10 protein-coding genes are annotated in these 16885 nt (G+C 36.0%); 5 read left to right on the top strand and 5 right to left on the bottom strand.

The window, feature by feature from the left end; all coding sequences use genetic code 11:
* Positions 1-308: 308 nt before the first annotated feature.
* From LUA90_RS02180 to LUA90_RS02170, 3 genes are all read left to right on the top strand, one after another.
* A complete protein-coding gene (locus LUA90_RS02180) occupies positions 309-1448 on the top strand; it encodes a putative sensor domain DACNV-containing protein (RefSeq protein WP_231459994.1) in 1140 nt (379 codons plus the stop codon).
* A 270-nt stretch (positions 1449-1718) separates the two neighbouring features.
* Positions 1719-3152: an ATP-dependent RecD-like DNA helicase gene (locus tag LUA90_RS02175; RefSeq protein ID WP_231459995.1), complete on the top strand. Its 1434-nt coding sequence runs from the start codon at positions 1719-1721 to the stop codon at positions 3150-3152.
* 909 nt (positions 3153-4061) lie between these two features.
* Positions 4062-4727, top strand: coding sequence for an MCP four helix bundle domain-containing protein (locus LUA90_RS02170; RefSeq protein ID WP_231489937.1), 666 nt, complete (start codon positions 4062-4064; stop codon positions 4725-4727).
* Between the two features lie 68 nt (positions 4728-4795).
* Here the strand turns inward: LUA90_RS02170 and LUA90_RS02165 are convergent, their stop codons facing one another.
* Entirely contained in the window at positions 4796-5641 is an 846-nt protein-coding gene (locus tag LUA90_RS02165) for a S1 RNA-binding domain-containing protein (RefSeq protein ID WP_231459996.1), read from the bottom strand.
* Between the two features lie 487 nt (positions 5642-6128).
* Here LUA90_RS02165 and LUA90_RS02160 point away from each other — a divergent pair, with 487 nt between their 5' ends.
* On the top strand, positions 6129-7865 hold the full coding sequence (locus tag LUA90_RS02160; protein WP_231489936.1) for an ABC transporter ATP-binding protein: 1737 nt from the start codon (positions 6129-6131) through the stop codon (positions 7863-7865).
* Positions 7849-9609, top strand: coding sequence for an ABC transporter ATP-binding protein (locus LUA90_RS02155; protein WP_231459998.1), 1761 nt, complete (start codon positions 7849-7851; stop codon positions 9607-9609). Before LUA90_RS02160 ends, LUA90_RS02155 begins: the two co-directional genes overlap by 17 nt.
* 35 nt (positions 9610-9644) lie before the next feature.
* Here LUA90_RS02155 and LUA90_RS02150 read toward each other — a convergent pair whose 3' ends face one another.
* The 4 genes from LUA90_RS02150 to LUA90_RS02135 all read right to left on the bottom strand — a co-directional run bounded on the left by LUA90_RS02150 (position 9645) and on the right by LUA90_RS02135 (position 16825).
* Complete coding sequence (locus LUA90_RS02150) at positions 9645-11708, bottom strand: HAMP domain-containing sensor histidine kinase (RefSeq protein ID WP_231489935.1); 2064 nt, start codon at positions 11706-11708, stop codon at positions 9645-9647.
* Between the two features lie 235 nt (positions 11709-11943).
* The gene (locus tag LUA90_RS02145; protein WP_231460000.1) at positions 11944-13584 is read right to left on the bottom strand and encodes a TldD/PmbA family protein; all 1641 of its coding nucleotides are present in this window, start codon (positions 13582-13584) and stop codon (positions 11944-11946) included.
* 287 nt (positions 13585-13871) lie between these two features.
* The gene (locus LUA90_RS02140; protein WP_231489934.1) at positions 13872-15188 is read right to left on the bottom strand and encodes a TldD/PmbA family protein; all 1317 of its coding nucleotides are present in this window, start codon (positions 15186-15188) and stop codon (positions 13872-13874) included.
* Positions 15189-15190: 2 nt separating this feature from the next.
* Positions 15191-16825, bottom strand: a complete 1635-nt coding sequence (locus tag LUA90_RS02135) for a TldD/PmbA family protein (RefSeq protein ID WP_231460002.1) — start codon at positions 16823-16825, stop codon at positions 15191-15193.
* Positions 16826-16885: the final 60 nt, after the last annotated feature.

Raw genomic sequence — 16885 nt, 5'->3', positions numbered from 1 at the left:
TTTTGCCACGGAAACACGGATTGACACGGAAATTGATATTTTATATTCCGTAATTTCTGTGTTTCCGTGGCAACTCTTTTTTTCAAGGCCTATTCAGATTTTTACCACGTAACACACGGATTAACATGAAAGTTGATGTTTTATATTCGTTGATTTCTGTGTTTCTGTAGCAAATTTTTTATAGAAGCATTGTTAATGTTATATTTAAAATCTGTGTATACCTGCAGTTAAAAATTAACAAAATCTTTTTACCAAATTCAAACTTTTGGGTGGATGAAAATTTAAAAAATTCAGCTTAAATTCGAAACATGAGCTACCAACCTACCTATAAAGCGGCAAATACAATTGCAGGCACAATTGAGCAACATTTTATTCGCTTACATAAAAATGCAATTGAACAGGGTGAGGAAGATTTAGCATCGCAACCAGATAAATTTACCATTGAAGCTTTAATTGATGTCGCTTTCTGGAGTAGTTTAAGGAAGGAAGAAGGGCATTCTCCTAGAATTTCTATTGCATTTTTGCCTCCAGAGCAAACCTCTAATCCATTGCTTTTTGCCAAAAAGCTAACTTTAAATGCAAATACTTTAACCAAAATTGCTCCGGGTATAGAACGTTCGGGAATACATTTAGGCGTTTGGATGGAAGATGGTGAGCTCTACATTTGGGGAACCACACTAAACATTCCGAACTTTTGCTTTGTGGTTGATGTTTCTGAGCCTGGATTGATTGTGATAAAACACAGAAGAATTTACGGTATTGGCAAATTTACCAATGTTGCAGTTTTAAAAGGTGAACAAATTAGAATTGTTGATGATACGAGCTGTATGAACAGAGATTGTCCGCCGATTTTAAAAGCGTTGCTGGATTTGACAGTTTTAGCCAGCTGGAACGACCCGACAAACATCTTAATTCAGTTTGCCGTTTCAATGCGTTCTCATGGAAGGGGTGGCGCATTGTTAATTGTGCCAAAAGGCGATAAAAAGTGGGCGGAATCAATTATACATCCCATTCAATATTTAATACAAACACCTTTTTCGGGTTTAGCAAACCTTGCCAAGCAAGGTGGAAATCAGACTGAAATATTTTCTCAGGGTGCCTTAAGGCGAGAGGTGGAGCACTTAGCCGGTTTAACGGCCGTTGATGGTGCTACTATAATTGATGAAGATTTTGATTTAATTGCTTTTGGCGCTAAAATAGGTAGGGCGAAAGGTAAACCCACGGTAGAGCAAATTGCATTTTCGGAGCCTATTATTGGTGGTGAGGATAAAATTCTTTTTCCCGGACAATTGGGTGGTACAAGGCATTTTTCGGTAGCGCAGTTTATTAACGACCAACCTCAATCTATTGGTTTAGTAGCTTCGCAGGATGGGCATTTTACTATATTTAGCTGGAGCGAAAAACAAAGTATTGTAATGGCACATCGTATTGAAACGCTGTTGTTGTAATTGAAAGTCGTTATTGCGAGGTACGAAGCAATCTTAGTGCATAATTTATTATATAGTTTTGTGTTAGCTTATACATTTTGCAGGAGCTAACCTTAAAAAGAGATTCTATCTTTGCAATCTAAACCGTATTGTAGCGGCATCCCCCGATTTTACATCGGGGATTTAGCGGAAAGACGGGCTATCGGAACCGATTAGCAATGCAATTGCTTTTCATAAAATTTTTCTAAAAACTATTACAAAATTTGCCAGTTAAACAATTAAACAAAATCGATGTACATAGATAAAAGTCAACTTATTGCCGAAGCTTACCAACACCCACCAACTAAAGAACAACTACTTTTTTGCGAGCGGATGTCGGTGTTTTTGCAAGAAGATGATGAGTATAAGTGTTTTGTGTTGAAGGGTTATGCCGGTACGGGTAAAACTACATCGGTTGCCGCTTTGGTTAAGGTTTTGGCAAAATTTAACCTGCGTAGCGAACTTTTGGCGCCAACTGGCCGTGCGGCGAAAGTGATGAGCCAATATTCGTACAGAAAGGCTTTAACCATTCACAAAAGAATATACCGAAAACGTTCTGCGGCATCGCCCGAGATGCAGTTTCAGCTTGCTCCAAATCTATCAGAAAATACCATTTTTATTATTGATGAGGCTTCGATGATAGCTGACGAATTTAATGAAACCGGCTCTTCTATTTTAAGGGATTTGCTGGAATTTGTTTATAATTCTAAGAACTGTTTTTTGCTTTTTGTTGGCGATACAGCGCAGCTACCGCCAGTGGGCAGCTTGGATAGCCCGGCTTTAAACGAACAATATTTAAAAGATAAATTTGCCCTAACCATAAGTTCTGTCGAATTAAGAGAAGTAGTTAGGCAAGGTAAAAAATCGGGCATTTTGGCTAATGCAACCATGCTTCGGAATCAAATTAGTAAGAATCCTGAAAATCCGCTGCCAAAATTTTTAACTAAGAACTATAAGGATATTTACAATATGGCTGGTGCCAGGTTGGTTGAGGGTTTGGAGTATGCCTACCGGAAGTTTGGTATGGAAAATACCCTGGTGGTATGCAGATCGAATAAATCGGCAAATGTTTACAACCAGCAAATACGTTCGAGATTGCTTTACCGCGAAGAGGAACTTACCGGGGGCGACCAAATAATGGTGGTGCGTAATAATTATTTTTGGCTTCCGGATAATGATGAAACTGCTTTTATTGCCAATGGCGATATGGCTAAAGTAATACGCGTTAGGGGCGAAGAGGAGCGGTATGGTTTCCGCTTTGCTGATGCGACACTTGAGTTTATGGATTTCCCTGCTGCAGGACAGGTTAGTTGTAAAGTGATGTTGGATACACTAAATATAGAAACTGCCAATTTACCCTATGAGCAAAATAAAAAGCTTTTTGATGGTTTAAATGAAGATTACGAGCACATTGCAAATAAGAGGCAACGCATGCTTGCGATAAAGCAAGACCCGTTTTATAATGCTTTGCAGATTAAATTTGCTTATGCGGTTACCTGCCACAAAGCGCAAGGCGGACAATGGGAAGCTGTTTTTGCCGACCAAGGTTATTTAACCGATGAAATGATTGATTTGGATTTTCTTCGATGGCTTTACACGGCCGTTACCAGGGCAAAACAAGAGTTATACTTAGTTAACTTTTCGCCATTGCTTTTCGCTAAAACTGCACAAGAGGATTATTTTTAGTTTAGGTAGCCACAGATTAATTTGAATTTTCTTTTTACCACTTAAGGTTATCTAAGCTTATATTTCTTTGTATGATGAAATTATAAAGCCACAGATTAACAGATTTTTTTGCTTTATTTTTAAAACTTATATTTTTTTAGGTGCCTTAGGTAATGAAATTATATAGCCACAGATTAACAGATTTTTTGGCTTTTATTTTAAAACTTATATTTTTTTAGGTGCCTTAGGTAGTGAAATTGTGAAGCCACAGATTAACAGATTTTTTAGCTTTTATTGTAAAACTTATATTTTTTTTGGTGCCTTAGGTGATGAAATTATAAAGCCACAGATTAACAGATTTTTTGGCTTTTATTTTAAAACTTATATTTTCTTAGGTGCCTTAGGTGATGAAATTGTAAAGCCACAGATTAACAGATTTTTTGCTTTTATTTTAAAACTTATATTTTCTTAGGTGCCTTAGTTAGTGAAATTATAAAGCCACAGATTAACAGATTTTTTAGCTTTTATTTTAAAACTTATATTTTCTTAGGTGCCTTAGGTAGTGAAATTGTAAAACCACAGATTAACAGATTTTTTTGCTTTTATTTTAAAACTTATATTTTTTTAGGTGCCTTAGGTGATGAAATTATAAAGCCACAGATTAACAGATTTTTTGCTTTTATTTTAAAACTTATATTTTCTTAGATGCCTTAGGTAGTGAAATTATATAGCCACAGATTAACAGATTTTTAGCTTTTATTTTAAAACTTATATTTTTTTAGGTGCCTTAGGTAGTGAAATTATAAAGCCACAGATTAACAGATTTTTTGCTTTTATTTTAAAACTTAAAACTTAGATTTTCTTTGGTGATTTACGTGGTGAAAAGTTAATTAAAAAACTCTTACCTTAATATTTTAACCAAATAGTGTTATGAAATTTGCATTTTCACTCAAGAATAAGATAAAAATAGCTTTTTTGTTATTCTGTATTATGTGTTGCACTTTGCTTATCCGGTTTTTAGAAGATAAGAGTGTAAAAAAAATAAACGAATCTTTCATCTCAATGTATAAAGACAGGTTGGTTCCGGCTACAGATTTATATTTTATAGCAGAACAGCTTCATCAAAAAAATGCATTGTTACAGAATATTTTGAATAATGATAGTCAACTAAATTCTGGTTTAACGCAAATACGACAGCTCAATTCTAACATCGATTCTGTTATTAATAAATATGAATTAACGGTATTGGTAAAGCAAGAGAAAAGTTTCTTAACCGAGCTAAAAAAAGCTTTAATGGTTCAAAATAATGTTGAAAGTAAAATTTGCCTTGCTCAGCCAGCAGAAGGATTAGCGCTTTATACTGCCACTGGAAGAAACAGTTTTAATCAATCTTTAAATAAACTATCATCGCTAATTAAAATCCAGACTGAAGTTGGTGATGAGCTTATAAATGATTCAAAAATATTTGTTTCTGGTACAAAAGTTTATTCAACGTTTCAGGTTATCCTTGCAATAGCCATCGGTGCGCTGATTGTGGGGATTGTTTCAGCATCAAACGCTGTAAAAGTTCAGCAGGAAAAGTATAATTTGAACTAGCTTTTTCGGTTAAAATTAGCCACAGATTTAAAGATAATAATCTGTAAATCTGTGGCTAAAAAAATATATTAATCAGCGTCTTCATCGGTAATTAACCGAATAGAATCATCAGAAAGTACAATTAAACGTTCTTTATAAAGTGAACCGATGGTTTTTTTGAAAGCGCTTTTGCTTATTTGAAAACGATGATAAATTTCTTCGGGCGTGCTTTTGTCGCCTAACTCAATTACACCACCACTCTTTTTTAATTCTCGTAAAACCAACTCTTTCGAGTCGAGAATATGGCCGTAACCACTTGGTTGTAAGGTTAAATCAATTTTACCCTCAACACGTATTTTTTTAATCCAGCCTTTACGTTGTTCGCCTACTTGTAAATTATCAAAAACCTCATTATGATAAAGTAAACCGATGTAAGTATTGTTAATAATTGCGTTAAAACCTAAATCAGTTTCTTCAGTAATTAATAAACTTACTTCATCGCCCTCTTCAAAATCAAAATCTTCCTCTTCTACATAATCGTAAAGTTTAGATGATGCCAACAGTCTGTCGTTATTCTCATCCAGATAAACATATACAACGTATTTGTAGCCTTTTTGCATTGGTCTTTTTTGCTCTCGCTGCGGCACGTAAACATCTTTATCAATACCTAAATCCATAAAGACACCATCTTCACCATCAGAAACAACTTTTAAGAAAGCAAAATCGCCGACTTCAGCATAAGCTTTTTGAGTTGTTCCGGTTAAACGTCCATCTTTCTGTATGTAAACAAAAACGTTTAAGTTATCGCCAATTTCTGCCTTTTGCGGAACATATTGGTAGGGAAGGAGCACCAATTTATCGCCATCTGTTAGGTTTAAACCGGCTTCTGTTTTACTTAAAATTCTTAGTTCGTTGTATTTACCTATTTCAATCATTTCATTTTGGGTTACACCATTTTCTTCAATGGATTATGCGCAAAGTTAACAATGTTTTATTTGTAATTGCCTCAAAAATGATTTGGAAAGGTAAGTCAAAACCCATCGGATAATTCAGTCGGGCTGTTCCTACCCGTCCGGCAGGCGGGCAATAAATCCCCGATGCTATTTTTGTGCCGATTGTTCGGTAAAAAATCGGGAGATACCGCTGCCATCCCCTTTAATTACAAAGTATTTGCAAAAGAAGGTCACAGTAAAAAATATAAGCCGCAGATTATCAGATTTTGTTTAAAAAAGAACAAAAAATAAATGGCAAAGATAATCTGACCATATTAGCAGTAAATTCATTTAAAACTAAAGTTTTAGCTGCCATGTTTAGTATTACCAAAAATCTGTAAATGGTTAGTTAGTAAAATCAAATGCTAAAAAAAAATTAAACATCAACCTATTAAGATAATTGATTTAAATTTGAGCAATATTCAACTATATGGACAAACCCAAAAAAGCTAAAAAACCGAGTGTTTTTAGTCTTCTGGCAGATTATAAAGGTTTAATTTTTTTGCTCATTTTTTTTGCTTTACTAAGCAATGGCATCAATTTATTAATACCAAAAATTATTGCAAATGGAATAGATTCTTATTCAAATAAAACCTTTAATGTAGAAACCATTTTAACGCATTTTTCGATTGCAATTGTGCTGGTTTTTATTTTTACTTATTTACAAAGCATTGTACAAACCTATGCATCAGAGCGTGTTGCCCGAGATTTAAGAACAAAACTTTCGGCTCAGATTTCAAGGCAAAATCACGCTTACGTTTTAGAGGCAAATCCCGCCAGGTTATTAACCAACTTAACGGCTGATGCTGATTCTATAAAAATGTTTGTATCGCAGGCAATCGTCTCTATTGCTTCATCAATATTTTTAATTGTTGGTGCAAGCATTTTACTTTTAATGATTAATTGGAAACTTGCTTTATGTGTTATTGTGATAGTACCGATAATTGGTGGTGCATTTTTCTTTGTTTTAAGTAAGGTTAAAGTTTTATTTACCAAAAGTCGGGAGGTTATAGATTGGCTAAACAAAGTAATTAGCGAAAGTATTTTAGGCTCTGCGCTTATTCGTGTTATTAATTCACAGCAGTTAGAGTACAATAAGTTTTTAGATGCCAATACCAAAGCCCGCGATTTAGGCTTATCGATATTGAGGTTATTTGCAGGATTAATTCCAATTATTGTTTTTACAGCTAATTTATCAGGCTTAAGCATTTTGGTATTGGGTGGTCATTTTGTGATAACGGATTCGATGACTTTAGGTGAATTTGCTGCATTTAGCAGTTATTTAACCATGATAATTTTCCCGATTTTAGTTATTGGTTTCATGAGTAATGTGATTGCTCAGGCTACAGCTTCTTATCAAAGAATTGAAAGTGTTTTAAATGCTCCATTAATTAAACATCCGGGTTTAATTGCGCAAAATTTAATTGGCGAAGTTGAAGCAAAAAATATTTCGCTAAACTTTGGACAAAAACCGGTTTTAAAAAACGTTTCATTTAAAGTTGGACCAGGTTCTAAAGTAGCCATAATTGGTCCCACAGCTGCAGGTAAATCTCAACTGCTACACATTTTAACTGGCTTAATTGCGCCAAGCAACGGCGATGCATTTTATGATGGTAAAATCATTAACGATTACAATCAGGAAAATTTTTACAAGCAGGTTGGTTTCGTATTTCAGGATAGCATTATTTTTAACATGAGCATTCGGGAAAATATTGCTTTTAGCGATACCGTAACCGATGAATCTTTAGCAAAAGCAATTCAAACGGCCGAATTAAAAGATTTTGTTGATGCTTTACCAGAAAAATTAAACACCATCGTTTCTGAACGCGGTAGCAGTTTATCTGGCGGACAAAAACAAAGAATTATGCTCGCAAGGGCATTAGCCATCAATCCAAAAATTTTATTACTTGATGATTTTACTGCAAGGGTTGATACAAATACCGAAACCCGTATTTTAAACAACATTCAGCAAAATTATCCATCATTAACTTTAATTTCTGTAACCCAGAAAATTGCCTCTGTTACGCATTACGATAAAGTTATTTTGATTATGCAAGGCGAAATTATTGCCGAAGGCACCCACCAGGATTTGTTAAAAACCAGCCCTGAGTACGTACAGATTTTTAATTCACAACAGAGCACCAGCAATTATGAAATACAATCTTAATCAGCTTAGCAAAAAGCAGGAGAAGCAATCTACCATTAAGGCTTTAAAAAGATTGCTGAACTTAATCTCTGCTGAAAAGAGAAATCTTTGGCTGGCCATTGTTATCATTATGCTTAATTCTGGTTTGCTTTTGCTCGGTCCGTTATTAATCGGTCATACCATTGATACCTACATCAGAACCAAACAGTTTCATGGTGTTTTAATATTTGGCGGGATACTTTTAGCGATTTATTTGGTGGCCATGATAACAGGTTACCTGCAAACTAAATTGATGGGAAGTGTTGGGCAAAGAATGCTTTATACTTTACGCAATGCTATTTTTAATAAACTCCAAACATTGCCTGTCTCCTTTTTCAACCAAAATAAAGCTGGTGATTTAATCTCAAGAGTAAATAACGATACGGATAAACTGAATCAGTTTTTCTCTCAATCGCTTGTACAATTCATCGGCAGTTTAGTAACCATGGTTGGCGCCGGAATATTTCTGCTATCCATTCATCTCGAATTAGGTATTGCTGCATTATTGCCTGCTGTTTTAATTGTTGCATTTACAATGATTTTTTCTCCATGGGTAAAAAAGAAGAATGCCGTAAACCTTAAAAGTGTTGGGGAGTTAAGTGCCGAAATACAGGAAAGTTTAAATAATTTTAAGGTGATTATAGCTTTTAATCGTCGCGATTATTTTAGAAGGAAGTTTGATGACGCCAACAAAGAAAATTACAAAACTGCGATTGGTGCAGGCTTAGCGAATAATATTTTTGTTCCGGTTTATGGGTTGTTTGCAAGTGCAGCTCAACTTATCGTTTTACTTTTTGGGATATACTTAATTTCCAAAGGGAATTTTACGCTTGGTTTACTCGTAAGTTATATTGCTTATACTACAAGTTTTTACAATCCACTTCGCCAGCTTGCGGCTTTGTGGACTAGCTTTCAGGTTGCTATGGCAAGTTGGGATAGAATTTCGCAAATATTGTTGTTAGAAAGTGATTTAAAACAGATTGAAAGCGATGCCATTACATCATCAGATGCGTTATTAGAATTTAGAAATGTTCATTTTTCTTACGATGGCACTAAGGAAATTTTGCATAATGTGAATTTGCGTTTTGATAAAGGTAAAACCTATGCATTAATCGGCCCAACCGGTGGCGGCAAAACCACAACCGCATCTTTGATTTCTCGTTTGTATGATGCAACAAAAGGAACTATTTTGTTGGATGGAAGAGATATCAGGTCATTCTCGGATGTGGAGCGGACTCAAAAAATAGGTTTTATCCTTCAGGAACCATTTTTGTTTAGCGGAACTGTTAAGGATAATATTTTATACGGGAATAGTAAACTTCAGAATTTAAGTGATGAAGCATTAAAACAAATCATTCAGGATGCAAATTTGAACGAGATACTGGCAGTTTTTGATGAAGGTTTAAATACTTCAATTTCTTCAGCATCAGATGGTATAAGCTTAGGTCAGAAACAGTTAATAGCCTTTATGAGGGCTGTTTTACGGAATCCTGAGTTGCTTATTTTGGATGAGGCAACGGCAAACATCGATACTATAACCGAACAGCTTTTGGGTAATATTCTAAATAAATTATCGAAAGAAACCACGTTAGTGATTATTGCGCACCGACTTAATACTATAGAAAATGCTGATGAGATTTACTTTGTAAATGAGGGCGAAGTACAAAAAGCCGGTACCTTAACAGATGCTTTAGATATGCTTTTGGAAGGTAAAAGAACAAGTTAAATTATATGTTAAGTAAATTTTACGGTAGTCGGTTGTCAATTTAAAGGCAGCTCAACAAAAAAAGTTGTTCCACTTCCTTCGTTATTTTCAAACCAAATTTTGCCATTATGTGCCTCTATTATTTGTTTTGAGATGAATAAGCCTAAACCATAAGATTGCTCGCCACTTGTGCCTTCACGTTTTATATCGTTGGTGCCGCCAAAAATTTTCTCTCTAATATCTTCTGGTATGCCAATGCCTTTATCCGTTACAGATATGAGTATGGTTTCATTTAATTGCTTTAAAGTTAGGCTAATTACACTATTGGGCTTACTAAATTTTATTGCATTTGTAATCAGATTGCTCACCACTCGCCAAATCTGTTCGCGGTTTATTCTAATAACAACAGGACTACTTCTTAACGTGATGTTTTGTTTTTTTTCTTCCGCTTTAAACTTTATTAAACTGATACAATATTTTAACAATGCATCCAATTCTACCAATTCTTTCTCAATTTCTTTTTTGCCATTATTTTTATTTAATAGTTCGTTTATAAATTTTACAGAGCTGGTTGCCGAAGCTTTAATTAAACCGATATTGTATTTGTCGTTTTCGGCAAGTTCATCGTCATCTTCCATTAACCCAGCCAAACTCACAATAGCACCTATCGGGCTGCGTAAATCATGGGCAATAACTTTCATCACTTTTTTATTTTCGCCATCGCTTTTTTCTAAAGCCATTAATGTTTCCTGCAGATTAAGATTTTGTTGCGTAATCTGATTATTCAACATTGATAATTGCTTATTAATGCTTTTACTTTTCGACCAATTTCGCCACAGTTGGTAAACAATAAAGAAAAGCAGTATGGTGAAGATTGCCGCTATGATTAGGTACAATTGCCTTAATTGGCTCTCCTTTTTTAATAAGCTTAACTCATAGTCTTTTTGCAGATTGTAAAATTCCCGACCAACGTCAAATTTACTAAGGTTTCTTTTCTGTTCAACTATTTTATTATTTAAGGTTGAATATAGCTTTTGTAAGGTCGATGCACTTTTATAATCTCTAATTTGATTAAAATAATTAATCTCTAATTTGGTTAACGCGGCATTGTTTTCTAAATCGGGTGTTGATTTTAATAAACCTTTGGCTTGGCCAAGGTAGTTGTTGTATTGAGTATAATTTCCTAAAGCTAAATTTAATCTGGCGAGCTTAATTGCCGTACTTTGGGCGCTTCTAGTACCCTGTTTATGTAAGCTGTTGAAATAAAAACTTTTCTCAAAGTTAAATGCAGCCTGGTCATAATTTCCGCTATCTAAATATACTTCTCCAATAGATTGATAGATTACGCCTTTAGCTGATGCAACAAAGTTTTTAAGATTTGGAAATTGTTGCTCATTCCGCTCTACAAATGCTAGCGAATTTTTAAAGCAATACATGGCACTATCAGTCATTTCAACCTTTAAATAACTCGCACCAGCATTATTTAAAGCACCTTGAATTTCGCCGAATTTTTTTTCATCAAGGTCGCAATCTAAATTATTGCGGTAAACCTGCATAAAATAGGCTGCGGCAACGTGATAATTTTCCTGAAGGAAATTTAAATTTGCCAATCGGCTGTTAATGCGCCCGTTTGAACAGGTATTTCCTTTATCATTCGTTAATAATTTGCCTGAATGATAAAACTGATAGGCTTCTCTATATTTTTTTTGCTCTAATAAAATATCTCCTTTTGAGAAATAGGCAATGCTTAATTCGTTTCGATATTTATCTGATGCATTATTTTCGATGATTAGATTCTGCATGCTATCCGCATACAGCATAGATTTCTGAAGTATTTCATTGTCCTTTTCGTCTCTACCTTTCCAATAATATCGTCTGTATTTAAAGTAATAAGTTTTCCAGATATCGCCAATACCGGGTTTTGGTATCTTATTAAATGCAGAATCAAGATAAAAAACTGCTTGTGATAAACTATCTCTCTCCACCAAAACGTTTGCAGAGTCAATTAATTTATCTACAGTTTTTGCATTATCAGAGTTAGAATTGGATGTGTAATTACATGACAATATCATTGACCATATAGACAGAGAAAACCCAATAAATCCGAAAAATTTTCTCATTAACTCTGGGATGATTGTAGTGAGATGATAAAAAAAATGTTAGTATGATTAACGAAAGTAGGCGCTAATAACCTTATTTCCAAATAGTATTGGTGTTAACCTTTAAAAACTTGGAGAATTATGAAGCATTACATTATTGAAAATGTAAGTATTTATACATATTGAAGTTGTAAGGGCATATTTTGTTCTGAGAAAAAATAATCAACCGCCAATTTATAACGATTGATTATTTTTTTTAACCCAATCTTCTGCCTGTGTTAATTACGTTAACACCATTAAAGCGAGTTGTAGGGCTGCCATGAGAAACGGCACTTGCTTGTCCGGGTTGTCCTTTTCCATCAGAAAAAGTTCCACCTAAACGGTAATCATTTTTATCGCAACGTTGCACACAAGAATTCCAGAATTCCTGAGTATTTGCCTGATAAGCGGCATCTTTTAGCATGCCAACAATTTTACCTTCTTTAATCTCGTAAGCTAACTGGGCACTGAACTGAAAGTTATAACGTTGCTGGTCAATAGAATAAGAGTTTCTACCGAACATATAAATGCCTTTCTCCACATTCTTGACCATATCTGCCGCACTTAATGCCGCATTTCCAGGTGCTAATGAAACATTTGGCATTCTTTGAAACTGAATGCTATCCCAACTATCTGCATAGCAACAACCTTGCGATTCTTTAAGTCCAAGGATATGGGCCTGGTCTCGAATGGTTTGATAGTTTACCAAAATTCCATCCTTAATAATATCCCAATTACCACATTTTACGCCTTCATCATCGTAACCAACAGCACCTAATGAGCCAGTTTCAGTTTTATCCGCCAGGATATTTACCTCTTTACTACCAAAGTTGAATTTTTTCGATTCCCATTTATCAAGCGTAAGGAAACTCGTGCCAGCGTAGTTTGCTTCATAACCTAAAACGCGATCCAATTCAGTCGGGTGTCCAACGGATTCGTGTATGGTTAAAAATAAGTGAGAAGGGTCTAAAACCAAATCGTATTTTCCGGGGGCAACTGGTTTTGCTTTAAGCTTTTCATCAACATGCACTGCAGCTTCGCGAACATCTTCCAAAATATCGTAACGTTTTTTGTACATCGTTACCGGGCCGCCTTTAATTTTCTCTTCATCTTTTGGTTTGAGATATTCAAATCCCATTCCCATTGGTGCGCTTAAAGCATTTCGGGTTTCAAATTTTCCGCTTGCCGCATCTGTTTTTGTTAGGGTAAAGGTTGGCCAAATGCGATGAATATCCTGGTCGATGTAAGAGCCATCTGTAGAAGCAAAATACTTTTGCTCATTTATCATAAAAAGATTTGAGTTGATGAATTTTGCACCACCTTTTAAAGCTTCGTTGTTAACGTTTAAAAGTAAATCTACCTTGTCTTTTATAGGCACTTCAAAAGCGTTAATTTCGATTGGCGTTTTCCAGCTTACCTCTCCAAATCCTCGCTGAGCCGCCAACTGCACGGGTTCTTCCATTAACTTTGAATTGCCTTTTGCAATTGCCACTGCAGCCTCGGCCGCTTTGGCAATGCTTGTATTATCTAAATTATTTGTGGCAGCAAAGCCCCAGCTTCCATTTGCGATAACCCGAACACCCAAACCATAAGATTCTGAATTTGAAATGTTTTCTACCCTGGTTTCGCGAGTTGCAACAACCTGGTTTAAATATCTGCCAATGCGAACATCGGCATAAGTTGCGCCTTTGCTTTTGGCAGCATTTAACGCAACATCGGCCATTTTCTTTTTCAAGGCAACATCAACGGGTGTTAAGGCTTCCTCCACAGAAATGATTTTACCAAAGGCAGATAAATTGGGTAGTATGGTTGTGCCGACACCTACACCAGTCATGTATAAAAAATCTCTTCTTCTCAATTGTAATGTTTTTTATGGGTTTTGATATCTGATTATAATCTCGTCATTGCTAGGTACAGAGCAATTCTGATTCGTTCGCTATAGACGTCATCTCGACTGAGCGCAGCAGTATGGAGAGATAATTGATACTTTTCTTACTATCGTCATTGCGAGGCACGAAGCAATCTCTTCTTACACAAATCAGATTGCTTCGGCTCGCTCAAATCATGACTCTCAATGACGACCAATTTAATATTGGTTTTGGTTGGAAACTGATTTCCTTCGCAACAACGAATTAAATAATATGATTAAACCGCATCAGATAAAGATGTAAAAGTAAAATCACGGATTTTCATCGGTGGGATTAAACCACTTCCAGTTCTTACTGGTTTGCCTAATGCTTCAACATTGTTAAGCATAATTACCGGGCTTTCATTAAATCTGAAGTTCTTAATCGGGAATTTAATCTCGCCATTTTCAATGTAAAAAGTACCATCACGGGTTAAACCGGTTAATAATAACGTTTGTGGGTCTACAGAACGTATATACCAGAATCGGGTTACTAAAATACCTTTCTCAGTGCTTTTAATTAAATCTTCGAGAGATTGTGTACCACCTTCCATAACAATGCTACGACTGAAAGGTAAAGGTTGTACATTTTTTTGAGCAGCCCAATATCTTGAATAAGAAAGGTTTTTAACAACACCTTTTTCTACCCATTGTGTTCTTTTTAACGGTATACCATCGCCACTCCAGGTTGAAGATGGCAACTCAGGATTTAATGGATCTGAATAAATATTTACATTTTCTGAGAAAAGTTGTTCGCCTAAACGCGTACCACCACCTTTTTTGCTCATAAAACTTCTGCCTTCATCCGCACTGCGGGCATCAAAACCTCTAAACATATTACCAAGCATATCGCTTGCAGCAAGGGGTTCTAAAATAACAGTATATTTTCCCGGTTCAATGGCTTTAGCACCAGCAGAACCATTGGCTTTACTTGCAGCAATTTTGCTTAATGCAAGTGTATCCATTTTAGCGAGGTCGTTAAACTCCTGCTCAACATAACCCGAACCCGTTCCTTGTTTATTTCTAACTGTAACGGAGAAGGAAACGCTTGTACCTTTGTTATATGCAAACAAACCTTTAGAGTTCATTATTGCAGTGAAGCTGGTAGAGTTTTCTAAGAAACCTGCAGCATCTAAGCCAGCGGCTTTTGAAACGCTTAAGCTTTTGCCCACCATTTCTGCTCTTGTATCTGGCGTAATTGCAGCCGTATTGGCATTGTAGGTTTTAGATTCTGCAAATGTTTGCGGACCTAAAAGTGGCATAAACTCAGGGTTTTCTGGCGCAAGCATTGCTAATTCTTCAGCTCGCTTAACTACTTTTTGTAAGGATGCATCATCAAATTCATTTATAGATGCTGAGCCTGTTTTCTTTCCAAAAGTTGAGCTTACGCCTAAACTCATGGTACTGATTTGTCCGGCGGTTGAAACTGCATTACGGGCATAACGAATGTTTCCGCCATCATTGCCCCTTAAGCTTACCTCGCAAAATTCGGCTTTAGAGAAACCGATTACTTTTTTTAATATCGCCTGGACTTCTTCTTTACTTAATATGGCCATAATTATATTTTTCTTGCTGTATTGATAACATTAACTCCATTAAATCTTGTGGTTGAGCTTCCGTGAGAAACTGCACTACTCTGGCTCGGTTGTCCTTTTCCATCGTTAAATGAACCACCTAAACGATAATCACTTTCATCGCAAATTGCGTTACAAGAGTTCCAAAACTCTTGAGTATTTGCCTGGTAAGCAACATCGTTTAACATGCCAACAATTTTTCCTTCTTTAATTTCGTAGAAAATTTGTCCGCCAAACTGGAAGTTATACCGTTGCTGGTCTATAGAGAAACTGCCATCGCCAATGATGTAAATGCCTTTTTCAACATTTTTAATCATGTCATCAACCGAAAGTTTTTCTTTACCTGGCTGAAGCGAAACATTTGGCATACGCTGAAACTGAACATCATCCCAACCTTGAGAGTAGCAACAACCATTTGATTCAGTTAAACCAATGATATGAGCCTGATCTCGAATAGCCTGGTAACTTACCAGCGTACCGTCTTTAATCAAATCCCATTTCTTGCATTTTACACCTTCATCATCATAACCCACGGCACCTAAAGAGCCAACCTGTGTTTTATCAGCCACAATATTTACCTTATCGCTACCAAATTTGAATTTTTTAGATTCCCATTTATCAAGCGTTAAGAAACTCGTGCCAGCGTAGTTTGCTTCATAACCTAAAACTCTATCTAATTCAGTTGGGTGCCCTACAGATTCGTGGATGGTTAACCAAAGGTGAGAAGGGTCTAAAACCAAATCGTATTTGCCTGGTTCTACAGATTTTGCTTTGATTTTCTCAGAAGCAACACGAGCCGCTTCTTTAACATCTTCAAGCATATCGTAACGACCTTTGTAACGGGTTACAACGCCACTAACTTTATCTTCAGGGCGAGCATGCATATACTCATAGCCTTTACCCATTGGCGAACTTAAAGAGTTTCGGGTTTTGAATTGTCCGGAAGCTCTATCAATTCTAGTCACATTAAAGTTCGGGTAAATTCGGTGTACATCCTGGTCTATGTAAGAACCATCGGTTGATGCAAAATACTTTTGCTCATTTACAGCAAAAATTACAGAGTTTACAAAATTTGCACCATTTTGCATGGCCACATCGTTAACGTTTAAAAGTAGATCTACTTTTTCTTTAACGGGCACTTCAAAGGCATTAATTTCTATTGGCGTTTTCCAGCTCACCTCGCCATAACCTTTTTGAGGTGCAAGTTGTACAGGTTCGCCTTGAATTTTTGCATTGGCTTTAGCTACGGCAACCGCTTGTTCGGCGGCTTTAGCAATTGCATCTTTAGTTACATTGTTTGTTGCAGCAAAACCCCAGCATCCATTTGCCAGTACGCGAATACCAACGCCGAAAGATTCGGTGTTGGCTACACCTTGTACACGCTTTTCGCGGGTGGCGACAAACTGGTTTAAGTAACGGCCAATGCGAATATCAGCATAAGTTGCGCCTTTGGATTTGGCGGCATTAAGGGCCACATCGGCTAATTCTTTTTTAATCTTTACATCAACACCATCAAGCGCCTGGAGCGGATCGATTGGTGTTCCAAATGCGGAAAGATCGGGAAGCAATAGTGCACCCATACCCATTCCGGATAAATAGAGGAAATCTTTTCTTTTCAATTGGTTCAGTTTAGTTGATTACGATACCAATATAGCCATTAATGCACTTTTTTGACTATT

It is taken from the genome of Pedobacter sp. Leaf170 (assembly GCF_920984665.1).
Lineage (GTDB): Bacteria > Bacteroidota > Bacteroidia > Sphingobacteriales > Sphingobacteriaceae > Pedobacter.
This window is presented reverse-complemented; position numbering and strand designations above follow the sequence as displayed.

What these genes read in the sequence shown, in the direction of transcription:
- LUA90_RS02180 (WP_231459994.1), top strand. Translation starts at nt 309, where the DNA reads ATGAGCTACCAACCTACCTATAAAGCGGCAAATACAATTGCAGGCACA.
- LUA90_RS02175 (WP_231459995.1), top strand. Translation starts at nt 1,719, where the DNA reads ATGTACATAGATAAAAGTCAACTTATTGCCGAAGCTTACCAACACCCA.
- LUA90_RS02170 (WP_231489937.1), top strand. Translation starts at nt 4,062, where the DNA reads ATGAAATTTGCATTTTCACTCAAGAATAAGATAAAAATAGCTTTTTTG.
- LUA90_RS02165 (WP_231459996.1), bottom strand. Translation starts at nt 5,641, where the DNA reads ATGATTGAAATAGGTAAATACAACGAACTAAGAATTTTAAGTAAAACA.
- LUA90_RS02160 (WP_231489936.1), top strand. Translation starts at nt 6,129, where the DNA reads ATGGACAAACCCAAAAAAGCTAAAAAACCGAGTGTTTTTAGTCTTCTG.
- LUA90_RS02155 (WP_231459998.1), top strand. Translation starts at nt 7,849, where the DNA reads ATGAAATACAATCTTAATCAGCTTAGCAAAAAGCAGGAGAAGCAATCT.
- LUA90_RS02150 (WP_231489935.1), bottom strand. Translation starts at nt 11,708, where the DNA reads ATGAGAAAATTTTTCGGATTTATTGGGTTTTCTCTGTCTATATGGTCA.
- LUA90_RS02140 (WP_231489934.1), bottom strand. Translation starts at nt 15,188, where the DNA reads ATGGCCATATTAAGTAAAGAAGAAGTCCAGGCGATATTAAAAAAAGTA.